Raw genomic sequence first — 14,711 nt, 5'->3', positions numbered from 1 at the left:
CGGGCAGGGCGGTGCACGCGCAAACCAGGGCGGCCGCGCCGCCCCGGCCGATTATTTCGGGATGACGCCGCAGGCGATGCGCCCCCCGCCCCCGCCCAGGGGTTGCGGGTGGTCGCTGTGATTGTCGCCGCCCGCGTGCACCATCAGGGCGCGGCCCTGCACGTCGGCCAGCTTCAGGCGCGGCGCGAGTACGGGCGTGGTGGCGGTGCCGTCGGCGGATACGTACAGCGCCGGCAAGTCTCCCCGGTGGCCGTCGTCCGACCACGGCGTGCCGTGCTTTTTCGTGCCGTCGGGATCGTAGTGGCCGCCTGCCGCCCCGGCGGGCACGGGCTTGCCGGCCTGTTCCTTGGCGTCGCAGCTGCCGTTCTCGTGTACGTGGAAACCGTGAACGCCGGGAGGCAGGCCTTTCAGGTCGGGCGTGAGCACCAGACCGTATTTGCTGTCGGCCAGCGACACCGTGCCGACTTCGGCGCCTGGGCCCTGGGCGGTGGCTTGGTGTACCGGCACAGTGACCTCGGCGCGCGCAACGGCCGTCACGCCGATAGCGCCGGCCAGCAGCGCGAACTTCAGATAAGACTGCATTGTTGTCTCCCTGGTCGATTGGACAGAAGCAATAGCAAGCAATAGCGTCGCCCCGGGGGGTTGGTATCCAGGGCGACGCATTTCGTAAATGGTAGCGGCAATCCTTCACCGACATCGCTACTGAACGGAGCGATTTGTGACAACGGTACAATGCCGGGCGTCCCGCCGCCTTTGGTACCCCTCCGATGTGACGCCCTACGTCAGTCTTGCCTGATGTCCGCCCGGTAACGGCGCGGGCGATGCGCCTGTTGCGGCAATCCCGCAGTCTTTCCCCTGATGCCCACGCGTGCTGGCACGCGGCTTCCTGAGTTTGATTTCATGACAATATCGACATTGCGCCGAGACTGGCTCGGTAATGTCCGCGGCGACCTGCTGGCCGGCGTGGTTGTGGCCCTGGCGTTGATTCCCGAAGCGCTGGCTTTTTCGATCATCGCGGGTGTGGACCCCCAGGTGGGCCTGTACGCCGCTTTCAGCATTGCGGTGGTATGCGCCATCGCGGGCGGCCGGCCGGGCATGATTTCGGCGGCCACGGGCGCGGTTGCCCTGGTGATCGCGTCGCTGGTGCGGGACCATGGCGTGCAGTATGTATTTGCCACGGCGGTGCTGGCCGGCCTGTTGCAGATAGGCGCAGGCTGGCTGAAGCTGGGCGCCCTTATGCGGTTCGTGTCGCGCTCGGTGATCACCGGCTTCGTCAATGCGCTGGCCATTCTGATCTTCCTGGCGCAGCTTCCCGAGCTCGCCGACATGCCCTGGACGGTGTACGCCATGACAGCCGGCGGGCTGGCGATCATTTATCTGTTTCCGCTCATCAACAAGACCATCCCTTCGCCCCTGGTCTGCATTGTGGTGCTGACAGGGCTGGCGATGTGGCTGGACTTGCCCATACGCACCGTGGGCGACATGGGCGCGTTCCCCGACCAGCTGCCTGCCTTTGCGCTGCCCGCGGTGCCGCTGACGTGGCAGACGTTGAACATCATTTTTCCCTATGCCGTCGCGGTGGCGGCCGTGGGCCTGCTGGAATCGTTGATGACGGCCTCCATCATCGATGACTACACGGACACGCCCAGCGACAAGAACCGCGAATGCAAGGGCCAGGGGCTGGCCAACATCGTGGCCGGCCTGCTGGGGGGCATGCCGGGCTGCGCGATGATCGGCCAGTCGGTCATCAACGTAAAGTCGGGGGGGCGTGGCCGCCTGTCCACCTTTACGGCCGGCGCCGTGTTGCTGGTGCTGGTGGTCTTTCTGGGGCCGTGGGCCAAGCAGATCCCCATGGCGGCGCTGGTCGCGGTGATGATCATGGTATCCATCAGTACGTTCAGCTGGGCATCGCTGCGCAATCTGGCCACGCATCCCAAATCGTCTTCCGCCGTGATGCTGTCGACGGTGATCGTGGTGGTGGCCACGCACAACCTGGCGCTGGGCGTGCTGGTGGGCGTGCTCCTGAGCGCGGTGTTCTTTGCGTCCAAGGTGCGTGGCGTTCTTACGCTGGAATCGCGGCTGGACGCAGACGCCGGCTGCCGCGTGTATGCGGTGCAGGGTCAGGTGTTCTTCGCTTCATCCGAGGCGCTGGTATCGGAGTTTGATTTCAAAGAGGCGTTGCAAAAGGTGCGCATCGACCTGACGCGGGCGCACTTCTGGGATATCACCGCCGTGGATGCGCTGGACCGCGTGGTGCACAAGTTCCGGCGCAACGGTATTGACGTGCAGGTGACGGGACTCAATCGCGCCAGCAGCACCATGGTCGAGCGGTACGGGACGCATCACAAGCCCGGGGCGGCGGCACCGGCGCATTGAGCGGCTCCCCGGAAGGCGGCCCCCGGGAGGCCGGGCCCCCGGGAGGCCGGGCCCCCGGGAGGCCGGGCCCCCGGAAGGCCGGCCCCCCGGAAGGCCGGCCCCCGGAAGGCCGGCCCCCGGAAGGCCGGCCCCCGGATAGGCCGGCCCCCGGATAGGCCGGCCCGTTCTAATTGTCGGGAATCAGGCGCTTGCCCAGGGTGATGACTTCGTCCTGGCGGAACGCCAGGGCCTTGTAAAAATCCACGACGATTGTATTTCCGGTGCGGACCATCAGATTGATCTTGGGGCAGCCCATCGCCAGCAACCGTTGCTCCACGGCGTTCATCAGCTGGCTCGCATAACCGCGCCGGCGCACGGCCGGGGCAACGGCAAGATAATTCACCCAGCCGCGATGTCCGTCGTAGCCCGCCATGACAGAGGCGACGACCTGGTCTTGCAGGGCGCCCACCAGGAAAAGCTCGGGCTGCACGCCCAGCTTGCGGTCGATATCTTTGTAGGGGTCATTCCAGGCGCGCGTCAGGCCGCAGTCATGCCATAGCTGTACTACGGCATCGGCGTCGGGCGTTTGGTACGGGCGGATGGTTAACGCAGGCGGGGTCATGCTTGGCTCCAGGCCGGGGCGGGCCGATAACGCGGGCGGCGTTGCCATGCGCGCATGGCAAGACAACAAGTCAGCATACTGCAACGCCGCGGTTCGCCATGGGCAGCGTGGCGCCGCCCGGCATGCCGGAAACGGCCATCAAGTTTGTGCAAGATCAAAGGCAGGGCCGCGCGCGCGGCAGTACCTTGATATCTGTCCTTGCCACTGCCGAGCCGTCCATGGCTAAGAAATTTCCGCTGCACCCCAAGCATCCCGAGCGCGTCTGCTGGGGTTGCGACAAATACTGCGCCGCCGATTCCATGATGTGCGGTAACGGGTCCAGCCGCACCATGCATCCGGCCGAGCTCCTGGGCGACGACTGGTACACCGTGGGCGACTGGGATCTCGGCGAGCCCGCCGCACCGTGTTCCGCCGGCGCGGCGGCAAGCCCCGGCGGGCCTGGCTGATCCGGCGCGGCGCGGCGATCCACGCGCTGGGGTGGGTCGATATACTGGGGGCTTTGCAACTCAGGGGCACGGGCACCATGAATGCTTCGTCCGCCGCCGCGCCGCGCGGCATTGTCGAACTGGATGCAGTCGAGCTGTCTTCGGCCATACGCGAGCGCCAGGTGTCGTGCGCAGAAGTGCTGCAGGCGTTCCTGGAACAGATCGATCGATTCAACCCCCACGTCAATGCCATTGTGGCGGCGCTCGACCGCGCGACGCTGGCGCAACAGGCCGCCGCGCTGGATGCCGAACTCGCGCGCGGCAACTGGCTGGGCCCGCTGCATGGCTTTCCACAAGCGCCCAAAGACATCGTGCCGGCGCGCGGCATGGTCACCACAAAAGGTTCGCCCATCTATGCGGGCCAGGTAACGCAGGCCGATGCGTTTGTGCTCGAGCGCATGCGGGCCGGCGGCGCGTTGTTCATCGGCCGCACCAATAGCCCGGAATTCGGGTTGGGAGGCCATACCTACAACTCCGTGTACGGCATTACGCGCAATGCCTTCGATCCCACGCGCAGCGCGGGCGGCAGCAGCGGCGGCGCCGGCGTGGCCGTCGCGCTGCGCATGCTGCCCGTGGCCGACGGGTCCGACATGATGGGGTCGCTGCGCACGCCGGCGGCCTTCAACAATGTCTATGGCTTTCGCACGACACCGGGCTGCGTGCCATATGGGCCCGCCGACGAGGTGTTCTTCCAGCAGTTCAGCGTCTGCGGGCCCATGGCGCGCAACGTGCCGGACCTTGCCCTGCTGCTGTCGGCGCAAGCGGGCTTCGATGCCCGGCACCCGCTGACGCGGCGCGGCGATGACCCGCGGCGGTTCGCCGACGCGCTCGAGCGCGATTGCCGGGGCCTGCGCGTGGGCTGGCTGGGCGACCTGGGCGGGCATCTGCCTACGGAACCCGGGCTGCTGCAGGTGTGCGAGCAGTCGCTGAGTCATTTCCGTGCCATCGGCTGCCAGGTCGATGCCGCGGCGCCCGCGTTCGATATGGAACGGCTGTGGCGCGCCTGGCTGGATTTGCGCAGCTTTACTTTCGCGGGCGCCAATGCCGGTCTGTACCACGACCCGCGCACCCGCGCGTTGCTGAAGCCCGAGGCCGCATGGGAGATAGAGCGCGGCTTGAAGCTGTCGGGCGCCGATGTGTATCGCGCCGCCGTGGCGCGGTCGGAGTGGTACGGCGCAGTTCGGCAACTGTTCGGGCAGTTCGATTATCTGGTGCTGCCGGCCGCCCAGGTTTTTCCCTTCGATGCCGAACTGCACTGGCCGGCCTCGGTGGGCGGGCGCGAGATGGACACCTACCATCGCTGGATGCAAGCCGTGGTGCCCGCGACCATGGGCGGCCTGCCCGCGCTGGCCGCGCCAGCGGGTTTCGGCGCCGGCGGCCTGCCGGCCGGCATCCAGATCATCGGGCCTGCGCAGCACGATCTGGAAGTCCTGCAGCTGGGCCTGGCCTACGACCGCGCCAGTGGCTACAGTCGCATGCGCAGCCCATTGCTGCAGGCGTGATGCAAGGGCGGCACATGCCCGCCCGCATTGAACTGAAGCACGAATTCGCGGTCTCTTATCGGCATCCGGGCGCATCATCCCGGTCATGCGTCCCGACCTTGGAGCCAGAACTATGAAGTTGATTTTTCCCATCATGCTGTCCGCCGCCGCCCTGGCCATGCCCGCCGCCGCCGAGCCGGTTACCTACGACATCGATCCTTCGCATACCTATCCCAGCTTCGAGGCCGACCACCTGGGCGGGCTGTCGACCTGGCGCGGCAAGTTCAACAAGACGTCCGGCGTCATCGTGCTGGACCGCGCGGCCCGCACCGGCACGATAGACATCACCGTGCAGATCGACTCGGTCGACTTCGGACACGACGAAATGAACCGCCATGCCGTGGCGCCGGATATCTTCGACGCTGCCCGCTACCCCACGGCAACTTTCAAGGGCCGGTTCACCGAGTTCGACGGCGACCGTCCCGAAACGGCGGTGGGCGAGTTCACGCTGCGGGGCGTTACCCGTACGCTGGAACTCGACATCGACGATTTCAAGTGCATGCACCATCCCCTCGAAAAGCGCGAGGCCTGCGGCGCCGATGTGTCGGCGTCGTTCAACCGGGGCGACTACGGGCTGGATTTCGGCCTGGACATGGGTTTCAAGCCCGAGGTCGAACTCGAGATCCAGGTCGAGGCGCTGCGCCGCCCCTAGCGCGGGGCCGTGAAGCAGGAATGGCATTTGCTGCGTGGGCTGGCCTCACGAAGGAGATGCCATGATTTCAGAACGACTGCGGCGTCTGCGCCAGATTGCCGAGTTCGTGGCCGAGCGCAGCGGCGACTACCTTGAACTTACCGGTATCGAACTGTCGCTGTACCGATCGGCGCTGGTGACGACGCTGGTCAGCAGCGTGGCGCTGTTGTTCTGCGCGCTGGGTACGCTGGCGTTTCTGTCCGTTGCGTCGATCGTCAGTTTCTGGGACACCGAACACCGTACGCTGGCCGCGTGGCTGGTGGCCGGCGCCTGGCTGCTCGTGACGCTGATCGCGTTGTTCATGGCCAAGCGCAACGTGCCCAGAACGTCGCCCTTTGCCGAACTCACACGCCAGGTACGCCTGGACACCGCCGCCGCCCGGAGCCACTATGACCAAGACCACCCAGGCTGACAAGCAGGCGCTGCTTGCCAAGATGGAACAAGACAGACGCGAACTGGCCGATGCGTTCGGGCGCGCGACCGGGCCCGACCCCTCGGCGCGTGGCTGGGCGTCTACCACGGCGCTTGCCGCCGGCGCAGTCGTGGGCTGGCCGCCGTTTCTGAAAAAGCCGTTGCGCGCGATGGCGGTGGTGGCACTGCGCGAACGGCTCGCCGGCGTACTCAGGCGTCGCCGCCAACGGCGTGTAAGCGCTCCATTGCCCGATGCCGAAATTGCGCAGCTGGCAAAGCTGATGGCCGATTTGCGGCTGGCCGCCGAGCGCGCGGCCAATCCACAAGAAGTAGAGCGCCTGCGCGCCGAGCTCGACGCCCAGGTGCTGCGCCTGCGCGAACTGCGCGAAGCGCGCGGCGCGCAGCTACCTGAAGTAACGCCGGCGCCCGGCGTTGCGCCCGCGCGCCAGCCCTGATTCCCCGGCCCGCCGGCGCCTGCCCGGATCACCGCGCATACGTGCGCGCGCCCGCTCCCAAGCCCGTGCCCTGGCGCGGGTTTTCTGCTTTTATTGCAAAATAGTGTGTTCCTTCGCGCACGGCTTCGGCATGTATGTCGCAAGCCGTGCGCGCGGGCCGGGCATACAAACATAAGGCAACTGACGCATGGACGCGGCATTCTGGCACGAGCGCTGGCGCGAAGGGCGCACGCATTTCCATCAATCGCGGGTGACGCCGCTGCTGGCCAAATACTGGCCGACGCTGCGCGTGCCCGCCGGCAGTCGCGTGCTGGTGCCGCTGTGCGGCAAATCCATCGATATGGTGTGGCTGGCCGAGCAGGGCTATCGCGTACTGGGCGTAGAGCTTTCGCCGCTGGCGGTCGAGCAGTTTTTTGCCGAGCAGGCCTTGCAGCCGGACATCCGCCAGGCGGGCCACGGGCAGTATTACCGCGCGGGCGACATCGAGATCTACTGCGGCGATATTTTCGACCTGGGTGCAGATGTGCTGTCGGAATGCGCGGGCGCCTACGACCGTGCCGCACTGGTGGCATTGCCCGCGGACATGCGCGCGCGTTACGCCAGGCATGTGTATGGCCAGTTGTCCGAGTCGTACCGTGGGTTGCTCATTACGCTCGACTACGAACAATCGCAGATGGACGGGCCGCCGTTTTCGGTGCGCGACGACGAAGTGCAGGCGCTGTACGCCGCGCACTCTCATGCCGAGCTGATCGATCGCCGCGATATCCTGGATAAAGAACCCAAATTTGCCGAGCGTGGCCTTACCCAACTGGACACACTGGTGTATCGGCTAAGCCGGCGCGCAGGCTGAAATTCGTGAACGCCACGCCGCGCTTTTTGTAAAAGGGGGCATCGTGAGCATATACATTGTGCAATTGGGGTCCGCGCGGCTGCGCGACGAGGGCTTGCGCATCGGCACGGTGCGGCGGCCGCCGCGCGGGGTGCCCAAGGCAGAGTTTGCGCGGCGCAATTTCTACGATGTATGGCTGCCCATCCTGTCCCCGAGCCCCGAGCTGGTAAAGGCCGCCCTGGCCGCCAGCACGGATGCGGAATGGCGCAAAGTGGCAAGCAAGATCCGCAAGGAACTACAGGGCGGCGAAGCCGGCAAGGTGCTCGACCTGCTGGCCGCCTTGTCGGCCACGACCAATTTCTCGGTGGGCTGCTATTGCGAGGATGAAAGCCGCTGCCACCGCAGCGTGCTGCGCGAACTGCTGCGCGAGCGCAAGGCGCATCTGGCATAGGTGCGGGGGGCGCAGTGGGCGGGTATACGACTTGCGCCGCACCGGTGGCGGCGGCAGGCGCCGCCCGCATCACCCACCAGGAGACCCGCCATGTCCGACGCCGACAAGCCTGCGAACGCGCAGGGGCTGCCCCAACCTGATCCGAATCGCGGTGCGCCGAGGCCGCGACGCGTGTCCGACGACGATCCGCCTCGCCCCGATATGGATCACCCGCCGCGCGCGCAGCGCAGCGACCAGCCGGTGTTCGACCGCGGCACTGCCGCTGCCGACCAGAGCGCGCGTACGGGGGGCATCACCGAAGAAGGCAATTTCACGCCGCCCGACACCGGCCGCGACGATCCGGGCCGCAAGGGCGGGCGTACCCCGCCGGGCGACGACAGCTGACTTGCAAGAGAGCGCCGCATGGGGGCGCGCTATGCCCCTGGCGGCGCCAGGCAAACCCGCCGAACCAGCTATTGTGGATATTCCATATTTGAGAAATAATCTCTTTTATGGAATCTGCGCCCGACATATTGAACATTGACCGCCAGCTGGCCCAGCGGCTGCGCAGTCTTCGCGCCGAGCGGGGCTGGTCGCTGGATCAACTCGCGCAGCAGTCGGGCGTCAGCCGGGCCACGCTATCACGGTTGGAGAACGGCGCCGTCAGCCCCACCGCCAGCGTGCTGGGCCGGCTTTGCGCGGCCTACGGGCTGACGCTGTCGCGCCTGATGCGCATGGTCGAAGACGATTTCGAGCCGCTGGTCACGCATGCGCAGCAGCCCGTCTGGACCGACGATACCGTGGGGTTCGAGCGCCGCTCGGTGTCGCCGCCCGCGCAGCGCCTGGCCGGTGAAGTGCTGCAGTGCCGCCTGGCGCCGGGCGTGCGCATCGACTATCGCGATCCGCCGCGCCATGGCCTGGAGCACCACCTGCTGCTGCTCGAAGGCCAACTGCAACTTTCCATAGACCAGCGCACTTACGTGCTGCACCCCGGCGATTGCCTGCGCTACCAGCTGGCAGGCGCCAGCGCGTTCGTTACGCCGCCGGATCGCGGCGCACATTACCTGCTCTTCATCGTGTGAGGCCGTGGTGGACACCATGATCGCAGTCGAGCGCTGGACACCCGGGCAAGTCCGGCAACAGCAGAATGGCCTGGATGCCTTGCATTACCTGCTCTTCATCGTGTGAGGCCGTGGTGGACACCATGATCGCAGTCGAGCGCTGGACACCCGGGCAAGTCCGGCAACAGCAGAATGGCCTGGATGCCTTGCTGCATGCCTGCGTGCAGGACGAAGCCAGCATTGGCTTTGTGTGGCCGTTTACCGCTGCCGATGCGCGGGCATTCTGGGAACGGCAGGTGGCGCCGGCCATGCAGGCGGGCGGCCGCGCGCTCTGGGTGGCGCGCGTCGCGGATGCGGTGGCCGGCACCGTGCAGCTCGACTGGGACACGCCCGCAAATCAGCCGCACCGCGCCGAAGTGCGCAAGCTGCTGGTACACCCGGATTTTCGGAGACGGGGCATTGCCCGCCGGTTGATGCTGGCGCTGGAAGACGGCGCCAGCATCCTGGGCCGCCGCCTGTTGACCCTGGACACGCGCACGGGCGACAACGCCGAGCCCTTGTACGTGTCGCTGGGATACCAGCCCGCAGGCGTGATTCCGGGGTTTGCGCTGGACGTGCGGCGCCAGCGTTATGACGCTACGACGCTCATGTACAAGTGGCTGCGCTAGCGTCTCAGCCCATGCCGCTGAACCGCATGACGCCCTTGAGCACCTGCGCCAGCAGGAACACCGCCGCCACGCCGGCGGCCCACAGCAACAGCAGCCAGCCCATCCGCCGCGCCCAGCGATGGCGGGGGCCGGCCATCAGTGGTAGCCCTCGCCGTGGCGCACTTTGCCGCGAAACACCCAGTACGACCAGCCGGTGTAGGTAAGGATGATGGGAATGATGAACAGCGCTCCCACCAGCGTGAAGCCCAGGCTTTGCGGCGGACCCGCCGCGTCCCAGATGGTGATCGAAGGCGGGATGACATAAGGCCACAGGCTGATGCCCAGGCCGCTATAGCCCAGGAAGACCAGCGCAAGCGTCAGCAGGAAGGGCGCGGTGTGGCCGGGGCCGCGCAGGCGGGCCAGCAGCAGCCACGTCGTGCCCAGCACCAGCAGCGGCACGGGCGCAAACCAGAACAGGTTGGGCAGGCTGAACCAGCGGTCGGCGATGGCAGGGTGGGCTAGCGGCGTCCACAGGCTGATGGCGACGATCACGGCAAGCAGCGCGATAGTCAGGCGCCGGGCGATGGCGCGCAGCCTCTGCTGCAGCGGCCCTTCGGTTTTCATGACGAGCCAGGTGGCGCCCAGCAGGGCATAGGCCACGATCAGGCCCAGGCCGGTAAAGATCGGAAAGGGAGCCAACCAGCTGATCGAGCTGCCGGCATAGCGGCCGTCGGCTACGGGCAGGCCGTTCAGGAACGCGCCCAGCGTTACGCCCTGGAAGAACGTGGCGGTGAGCGAGCCGCCCGCAAAAGCCTTGTCCCAGAGTCGCAGGCGGCCCGCGCGGGCCTTGAAGCGGAATTCGAAAGCCACGCCGCGGAAGATCAGCCCGGTCAGCATCAGGATCAGCGGCAGGTGCAGCGCGCTGAGCACCACGGCATAGGCCAGCGGAAAGGCCGCCAGCAGCCCCGCGCCGCCCAGTACCAGCCAGGTCTCGTTGCCGTCCCATACCGGCGCGACGGTGTTCATCATCACGTCGCGGTCGGCCGTGTCCTGGAAGAAGGGAAACAGGATGCCGATACCCAGGTCGAAGCCGTCCATCACGACATACATCATGACGCCGAACAGAATGATGACGGCCCAGATCAATGGCAGGTCAACGCCCATTTCGAGGCTCCTCTGTTGCGGCGGAAAGCGGTCGCATCGGCTGGCGCGGCTGGCCCGCACCGCCGGGCCCCGGGTCGTCGCCGGCCTGTTGCGGGCCGGCTGCCAGCAGGCGCATGCCGTAGGCGGTGCCGGCGCCGAACACGGCAAGATAGACAACCACAAAAAGGGCCAGCGTAAAACCCACCTCGCCGGCGGGGTGCGGCGATACGGCGTCGGCGGTGCGCTGCAGCCCGTACACGATCCATGGCTGGCGGCCGATTTCCGTGGTGTACCAGCCCGCCAGCAAGGCAACCAGCCCCGCCGGCGACATGGCCAGCGCAAACCGCAGGAACGGTCGTGACAGGTACATGCGCGCCGAGCGGCGCAGCGCGTTGCCCCACACCGCCAAGGCGATCATCAGCAGCCCCAGGCCGACCATGATGCGAAACGTCCAGAACACGATGGTGGAATTCGGCCGGTCTTCGGGAGGAAAAGATTTCAATGCCGGGATCTGTCCGTCCCAGCTGTGCGTGAGGATCAGGCTGCCCAGCCGGGGAATCTCCACTTTGTACCGCGTGGTTTCCGCTTGCATGTCAGGCCAGCCGAACAGGATCAGCGGCACGCCCGTGCCGGGCGGCGTGGGCGACCAGTGGCCTTCCATCGCGGCCAGTTTGGCGGGCTGGTGCCGCAGCGTATTCAGCCCGTGCAGGTCGCCCACCACGGCTTGCAGCGGCGCGCACGCCAGGATCATCCACATCGCCATCGACAGCATGGTGCGTATCTGTGGATGGTCGCGACCGCGCAGCAGGTGCCACGCGGCCGTGCCGCCCACCACCAGGGCCGTGGCCAGGTAGGCCGCGATGACCATATGGACAAGCCGATACGGAAATGACGGATTGAAGATAACCGCCAGCCAGTCCACGGGCACCGCCCGCCCGTCGATGATCTCGTGCCCCTGCGGCGTATGCATCCAGCTGTTGGAAGCCAGGATCCAGGTGGCCGACACCAGTGTGCCCAGCGCCACCACGCAGGTCGACAGAAAATGCAGGCCGGGACCGACGCGCTTCAGGCCGAACAGCATTACCCCCAGGAAACCCGCTTCGAGGAAGAAGGCGGTCAACACTTCGTAAGTCAGGAGCGGCCCGGTAATGGCGCCGGCAAAGCGCGAGAACTCCGACCAGTTGGTGCCAAATTGGTAGGCCATCACGATGCCCGACACCACCCCCATGGCAAACGCCACCGCGAACGGCTTGAGCCAGAACTGGTAAAGCTCCAGGTACCGCGATTGGCCGGTGCGCAGCCACAGGGCTTCCAGCACCACCAGATAGCTGGCCAGCCCGATGGTCAGGGCCGGAAACAGAATGTGGAACGAGATGGTGAAGCCGAATTGAATACGGGCCAGCAGTAGCGCGTCCATTTGCCTCCGTAGTCTGCGGGTGGTGTGACGGCGAGCGATCGCGCAGCAAATCGCATGCCGTCAGTGCCCGTACCCTCGCGGCGCCGCGGCCTGCTATCGCCAGGCGGCCAGCCGGCTTGCCGTGTCGGCGAGTTCCTGGCGCAGCTGGCGCACCAGCGCCTCGGCGGGCAGCCCCCGCGACAGCGCGGCGGCCTGGCCGGCCCATTGCGCCGCGAAGTCGGCCGACCCCTGCGCCTTGGCGGCGGCATGCAGCGCCTTGCCTGCGTCGTACGTGTGGGGATAGCCTGGCGTGGGCGGGCACTCTGGCGCCGAACCCAGCGCCGTCAGTCGGTTGACAATGCCGCGCGCCGGCCGTCCAGAAATGGCGCGGGTGGACACCGTGGTTACCGTGCCATTGAGCAAGGCCTGACGGTACGCGGAATCGGCGGCCGACTCGGGACACGACACGAAGGCGGTACCCAACTGCGCCGCCTGAGCGCCCAGCGCCAGCACGGCCGCGATGCCCGCGCCGTCCATGATGCCGCCCGCCGCCACGACAGGCAGCCTGAAGCGCGTGGCGAGCAACCGCACCAGCGCGAGCGTGCCCAATTGTTCATCGGGCCCTTCCGGCTCGAAGATGCCACGATGGCCGCCTGCTTCCACGCCTTGTGCCACGATGGCATCGAGGCCGGCGTGCGCGATGCGCGCCGCTTCGTCCGGGCTGGTGGCGGTGGCCATAAGGTAGATGCCCGCGTCACGCAAGGCTGCGATGCGCCGTTCGTCGGGCAGCCCGAAATGGAAACTCACGACTGCGGGCCTTTCGGCCAGCAACATCTCGAACATGGCATCGTCGGCCAGGAAACTGGTGTAGATCTCGCGCAGGGCGGCGGGCGGCCGCGCGCCGAACTCGCCGAAGGCGGGCGCCAGGTATTCCAGCCAGCGGGCCTGGCGCGCCGCATCGGGCGCGTCGGGCCGGTGGCAGAACACATTCACGCCGAAGGGCCGGTCGGTCAGCGCGCGCGTCTGCGCGATCATGTCGCGCGCCACCTCTGCCGAACTGGACCCGAGCCCCAGCGAGCCCAGGCCGCCGGCATTGGACACGGCGGCGGCCAGCGCGGGCGTGCTGGTGCCGGCCATGGGCGCCTGGATGACGGGAACGGCAAGCCCCAGGCGCTCCGGCAGGCAAGACGTGGTATCGCTGTGTGGTGCGGACATGGCAGCCCCGAAGAAGTTGACCCTGGCAGCTAAAGTACTCGAACGCGATCGCGGGGCAAAGCTTGTCCATCCCGCCTTCCTGGGTAAGCCCGGCGGCGTTGACGGTCTGCGTAATTACGCGGTACGGTTGGTGCCACTGCAGTTCCTTGCCATCCGGGCCACGCACGCATACATCGGAGAACGCAATGAACAACCACCCCAGGGCGTACGCGGTGCTGTACAGCAGTACCTTCGCTTTCATGGTGTGTTTTGTGGTGTGGATGATGTTCGGCGTGCTGGGAATACGCATCCGCGAAGAACTGGGCCTGAATGCGCTGCAATTCGGCCTGCTCACCTCGACCCCCGTGCTTACCGGCGCAGTGTTCCGGCTGCCGCTGGGCCTATGGACCGACCGCTATGGCGGCCGCGTGGTCATGACGATTCTGCTGGTGGTGTGCGCCGTGCCGGTGTACCTGGTCAGCTACGCGCAGGCGCTGTGGCAATTCTTGCTGATCGGGCTGTTCCTGGGGTTGGTGGGCGCATCCTTCGCGGTGGGCACTCCGTACGTGGCTCGCTTCTTTTCGGCCGAGCGCAAGGGCTTTGCCATGGGGTTTTTCGGCGCGGGCACGGTGGGCGCCGCAGTCAACCTGTTCATCACGCCGGTGCTGCTCGAAACCTTCGGTTGGCGCGCGGTGCCCAAGATCTATGCAGTTGCCCTGCTGGCAACCGCGCTGATGTTCTGGCTGGTGGCCGCGCCCGACCCGGGCGCCGGCAAATCGGGCGGGCGGCTGGCGGACCAGTTCAAGGTCCTGAAGAACCCCCGCGTGTGGCGCTACTGCCAATACTATTCGATCACCTTCGGCGGCTTCACCGCGTTGTCGCTGTGGATTCCGCAGTATTTCCAGGCCGAATACGGACTGAGCCTGGTGGCTGCGTCGGCGCTGGCGGCGGGGTTTTCACTTCCCGGCGCCGTGCTGCGCGCCGTCGGCGGCAGCCTGGCCGACCGGTTCGGCGCACACAAAATGACATGGTGGTGTCTGTGGGTGGCCTGGGTGTGCCTGTTCATCCTGTCGTATCCCGACACTACGCTCACGGTACAGACGCTTGGCGGCTCGGCGGACTTCCACATCTATCTGCCGGTCTGGCTGTTCACCTTGCTGCTGTTCCTGCTCGGCGCCGTGTTCGCGTTCGGCATGGCGTCCACCTTCAAGTACGTGGCAGATGATTTCCCCGAGAACATGGGTGTGGTCACGGGCATCGTGGGCCTGGCGGGCGGGCTGGGCGGATTCTTGCTGCCGCTGATGTTCGGCGCCATTGCCGACCTGCTGCAGATCCGGTCCAGCTGCTTCATGCTGCTATACGGCGTGGTGTGGGTGTCGCTGATCGTGATGTATTTTTCCGAGGTGAAGCGCGTGCAGCTCTCGGGCGAAGTGACACCCTCGCGATAGCAC

The 14,711-nt window shown here is 66.7% G+C and carries 18 protein-coding genes; 12 read left to right on the top strand and 6 right to left on the bottom strand.

Annotated features, from left to right (window positions below):
• Positions 1–51: 51 nt before the first annotated feature.
• On the bottom strand, positions 52–582 hold the full coding sequence (gene sodC, locus CAL19_RS14230) for a superoxide dismutase family protein (protein WP_094797112.1): 531 nt from the start codon (positions 580–582) through the stop codon (positions 52–54).
• Positions 583–900: 318 nt separating this feature from the next.
• On the opposite strand from sodC, the gene CAL19_RS14225 reads away from it, so the two are divergent.
• Positions 901–2,376, top strand: a complete 1,476-nt coding sequence (locus tag CAL19_RS14225) for a SulP family inorganic anion transporter (RefSeq protein WP_094797111.1) — start codon at positions 901–903, stop codon at positions 2,374–2,376.
• A 166-nt stretch (positions 2,377–2,542) separates the two neighbouring features.
• On the opposite strand, the gene CAL19_RS14220 is transcribed toward CAL19_RS14225, so the two are convergent.
• Positions 2,543–2,977 carry a GNAT family acetyltransferase gene (locus tag CAL19_RS14220; RefSeq protein WP_094797110.1) on the bottom strand — a complete coding sequence of 145 codons (435 nt, stop codon included), beginning with the start codon at positions 2,975–2,977 and terminating at the stop codon, positions 2,543–2,545.
• Positions 2,978–3,195: 218 nt separating this feature from the next.
• On the opposite strand from CAL19_RS14220, the gene CAL19_RS14215 reads away from it, so the two are divergent.
• The 10 genes from CAL19_RS14215 to CAL19_RS14170 all read left to right on the top strand — a co-directional run bounded on the left by CAL19_RS14215 (position 3,196) and on the right by CAL19_RS14170 (position 9,548).
• On the top strand, positions 3,196–3,423 hold the full coding sequence (locus tag CAL19_RS14215; RefSeq protein WP_094797192.1) for a DUF3079 domain-containing protein: 228 nt from the start codon (positions 3,196–3,198) through the stop codon (positions 3,421–3,423).
• Positions 3,424–3,500: 77 nt separating this feature from the next.
• On the top strand, positions 3,501–4,964 hold the full coding sequence (locus CAL19_RS14210) for an amidase (protein ID WP_094797191.1): 1,464 nt from the start codon (positions 3,501–3,503) through the stop codon (positions 4,962–4,964).
• A 112-nt stretch (positions 4,965–5,076) separates the two neighbouring features.
• On the top strand, positions 5,077–5,655 hold the full coding sequence (locus CAL19_RS14205) for a YceI family protein (RefSeq protein WP_094797109.1): 579 nt from the start codon (positions 5,077–5,079) through the stop codon (positions 5,653–5,655).
• 61 nt (positions 5,656–5,716) lie between these two features.
• On the top strand, positions 5,717–6,106 hold the full coding sequence (locus CAL19_RS14200; RefSeq protein WP_026638653.1) for a phage holin family protein: 390 nt from the start codon (positions 5,717–5,719) through the stop codon (positions 6,104–6,106).
• A complete protein-coding gene (locus CAL19_RS14195) occupies positions 6,084–6,560 on the top strand; it encodes a hypothetical protein (protein ID WP_026638652.1) in 477 nt (158 codons plus the stop codon). The genes CAL19_RS14200 and CAL19_RS14195 overlap by 23 nt, the downstream gene beginning before the upstream one ends.
• A 187-nt stretch (positions 6,561–6,747) precedes the next feature.
• On the top strand, positions 6,748–7,410 hold the full coding sequence (locus CAL19_RS14190) for a thiopurine S-methyltransferase (RefSeq protein WP_094797108.1): 663 nt from the start codon (positions 6,748–6,750) through the stop codon (positions 7,408–7,410).
• Between the two features lie 43 nt (positions 7,411–7,453).
• Positions 7,454–7,840 carry a DUF488 domain-containing protein gene (locus CAL19_RS14185; protein ID WP_094797107.1) on the top strand — a complete coding sequence of 129 codons (387 nt, stop codon included), beginning with the start codon at positions 7,454–7,456 and terminating at the stop codon, positions 7,838–7,840.
• Positions 7,841–7,930: 90 nt separating this feature from the next.
• Complete coding sequence (locus tag CAL19_RS14180) at positions 7,931–8,224, top strand: hypothetical protein (RefSeq protein WP_094797106.1); 294 nt, start codon at positions 7,931–7,933, stop codon at positions 8,222–8,224.
• Between the two features lie 107 nt (positions 8,225–8,331).
• A complete protein-coding gene (locus CAL19_RS14175; RefSeq protein ID WP_026638648.1) occupies positions 8,332–8,901 on the top strand; it encodes a helix-turn-helix domain-containing protein in 570 nt (189 codons plus the stop codon).
• Between the two features lie 122 nt (positions 8,902–9,023).
• On the top strand, positions 9,024–9,548 hold the full coding sequence (locus CAL19_RS14170; protein WP_051423659.1) for a GNAT family N-acetyltransferase: 525 nt from the start codon (positions 9,024–9,026) through the stop codon (positions 9,546–9,548).
• Between the two features lie 4 nt (positions 9,549–9,552).
• On the opposite strand, the gene CAL19_RS14165 is transcribed toward CAL19_RS14170, so the two are convergent.
• The 4 genes from CAL19_RS14165 to CAL19_RS14150 all read right to left on the bottom strand — a co-directional run bounded on the left by CAL19_RS14165 (position 9,553) and on the right by CAL19_RS14150 (position 13,281).
• Positions 9,553–9,684: a DUF2474 family protein gene (locus tag CAL19_RS14165; RefSeq protein WP_081745634.1), complete on the bottom strand. Its 132-nt coding sequence runs from the start codon at positions 9,682–9,684 to the stop codon at positions 9,553–9,555.
• A complete protein-coding gene (gene cydB, locus CAL19_RS14160; RefSeq protein WP_026638647.1) occupies positions 9,684–10,691 on the bottom strand; it encodes a cytochrome d ubiquinol oxidase subunit II in 1,008 nt (335 codons plus the stop codon). The genes CAL19_RS14165 and cydB overlap by 1 nt, the downstream gene beginning before the upstream one ends.
• On the bottom strand, positions 10,681–12,087 hold the full coding sequence (locus CAL19_RS14155) for a cytochrome ubiquinol oxidase subunit I (protein WP_026638646.1): 1,407 nt from the start codon (positions 12,085–12,087) through the stop codon (positions 10,681–10,683). The genes cydB and CAL19_RS14155 overlap by 11 nt, the downstream gene beginning before the upstream one ends.
• 93 nt (positions 12,088–12,180) lie before the next feature.
• The gene (locus tag CAL19_RS14150) at positions 12,181–13,281 is read right to left on the bottom strand and encodes an NAD(P)H-dependent flavin oxidoreductase (protein WP_094797105.1); all 1,101 of its coding nucleotides are present in this window, start codon (positions 13,279–13,281) and stop codon (positions 12,181–12,183) included.
• A 185-nt stretch (positions 13,282–13,466) separates the two neighbouring features.
• On the opposite strand from CAL19_RS14150, the gene CAL19_RS14145 reads away from it, so the two are divergent.
• The gene (locus tag CAL19_RS14145; RefSeq protein ID WP_038852037.1) at positions 13,467–14,708 is read left to right on the top strand and encodes an MFS transporter; all 1,242 of its coding nucleotides are present in this window, start codon (positions 13,467–13,469) and stop codon (positions 14,706–14,708) included.
• The last annotated feature ends 3 nt before the right edge of the window (positions 14,709–14,711 follow it).

The sequence above is a fragment of the Bordetella genomosp. 7 genome, assembly GCF_002261265.1.
Taxonomy (GTDB): domain Bacteria; phylum Pseudomonadota; class Gammaproteobacteria; order Burkholderiales; family Burkholderiaceae_B; genus Bordetella_A.
This window is presented reverse-complemented; position numbering and strand designations above follow the sequence as displayed.

Excerpts from the sequence above, each read along its gene's own strand:
- CAL19_RS14190 (WP_094797108.1), top strand. The coding sequence starts at position 6,748 with ATGGACGCGGCATTCTGGCACGAGCGCTGGCGCGAAGGGCGCACGCAT.
- CAL19_RS14200 (WP_026638653.1), top strand. The coding sequence starts at position 5,717 with ATGATTTCAGAACGACTGCGGCGTCTGCGCCAGATTGCCGAGTTCGTG.
- CAL19_RS14205 (WP_094797109.1), top strand. The coding sequence starts at position 5,077 with ATGAAGTTGATTTTTCCCATCATGCTGTCCGCCGCCGCCCTGGCCATG.
- CAL19_RS14150 (WP_094797105.1), bottom strand. The coding sequence starts at position 13,281 with ATGTCCGCACCACACAGCGATACCACGTCTTGCCTGCCGGAGCGCCTG.
- CAL19_RS14175 (WP_026638648.1), top strand. The coding sequence starts at position 8,332 with ATGGAATCTGCGCCCGACATATTGAACATTGACCGCCAGCTGGCCCAG.
- sodC (WP_094797112.1), bottom strand. The coding sequence starts at position 582 with ATGCAGTCTTATCTGAAGTTCGCGCTGCTGGCCGGCGCTATCGGCGTG.
- CAL19_RS14220 (WP_094797110.1), bottom strand. The coding sequence starts at position 2,977 with ATGACCCCGCCTGCGTTAACCATCCGCCCGTACCAAACGCCCGACGCC.
- CAL19_RS14195 (WP_026638652.1), top strand. The coding sequence starts at position 6,084 with ATGACCAAGACCACCCAGGCTGACAAGCAGGCGCTGCTTGCCAAGATG.
- CAL19_RS14215 (WP_094797192.1), top strand. The coding sequence starts at position 3,196 with ATGGCTAAGAAATTTCCGCTGCACCCCAAGCATCCCGAGCGCGTCTGC.
- CAL19_RS14180 (WP_094797106.1), top strand. The coding sequence starts at position 7,931 with ATGTCCGACGCCGACAAGCCTGCGAACGCGCAGGGGCTGCCCCAACCT.
- CAL19_RS14155 (WP_026638646.1), bottom strand. The coding sequence starts at position 12,087 with ATGGACGCGCTACTGCTGGCCCGTATTCAATTCGGCTTCACCATCTCG.
- CAL19_RS14170 (WP_051423659.1), top strand. The coding sequence starts at position 9,024 with ATGATCGCAGTCGAGCGCTGGACACCCGGGCAAGTCCGGCAACAGCAG.
- CAL19_RS14165 (WP_081745634.1), bottom strand. The coding sequence starts at position 9,684 with ATGGCCGGCCCCCGCCATCGCTGGGCGCGGCGGATGGGCTGGCTGCTG.
- cydB (WP_026638647.1), bottom strand. The coding sequence starts at position 10,691 with ATGGGCGTTGACCTGCCATTGATCTGGGCCGTCATCATTCTGTTCGGC.
- CAL19_RS14210 (WP_094797191.1), top strand. The coding sequence starts at position 3,501 with ATGAATGCTTCGTCCGCCGCCGCGCCGCGCGGCATTGTCGAACTGGAT.
- CAL19_RS14225 (WP_094797111.1), top strand. The coding sequence starts at position 901 with ATGACAATATCGACATTGCGCCGAGACTGGCTCGGTAATGTCCGCGGC.
- CAL19_RS14145 (WP_038852037.1), top strand. The coding sequence starts at position 13,467 with ATGAACAACCACCCCAGGGCGTACGCGGTGCTGTACAGCAGTACCTTC.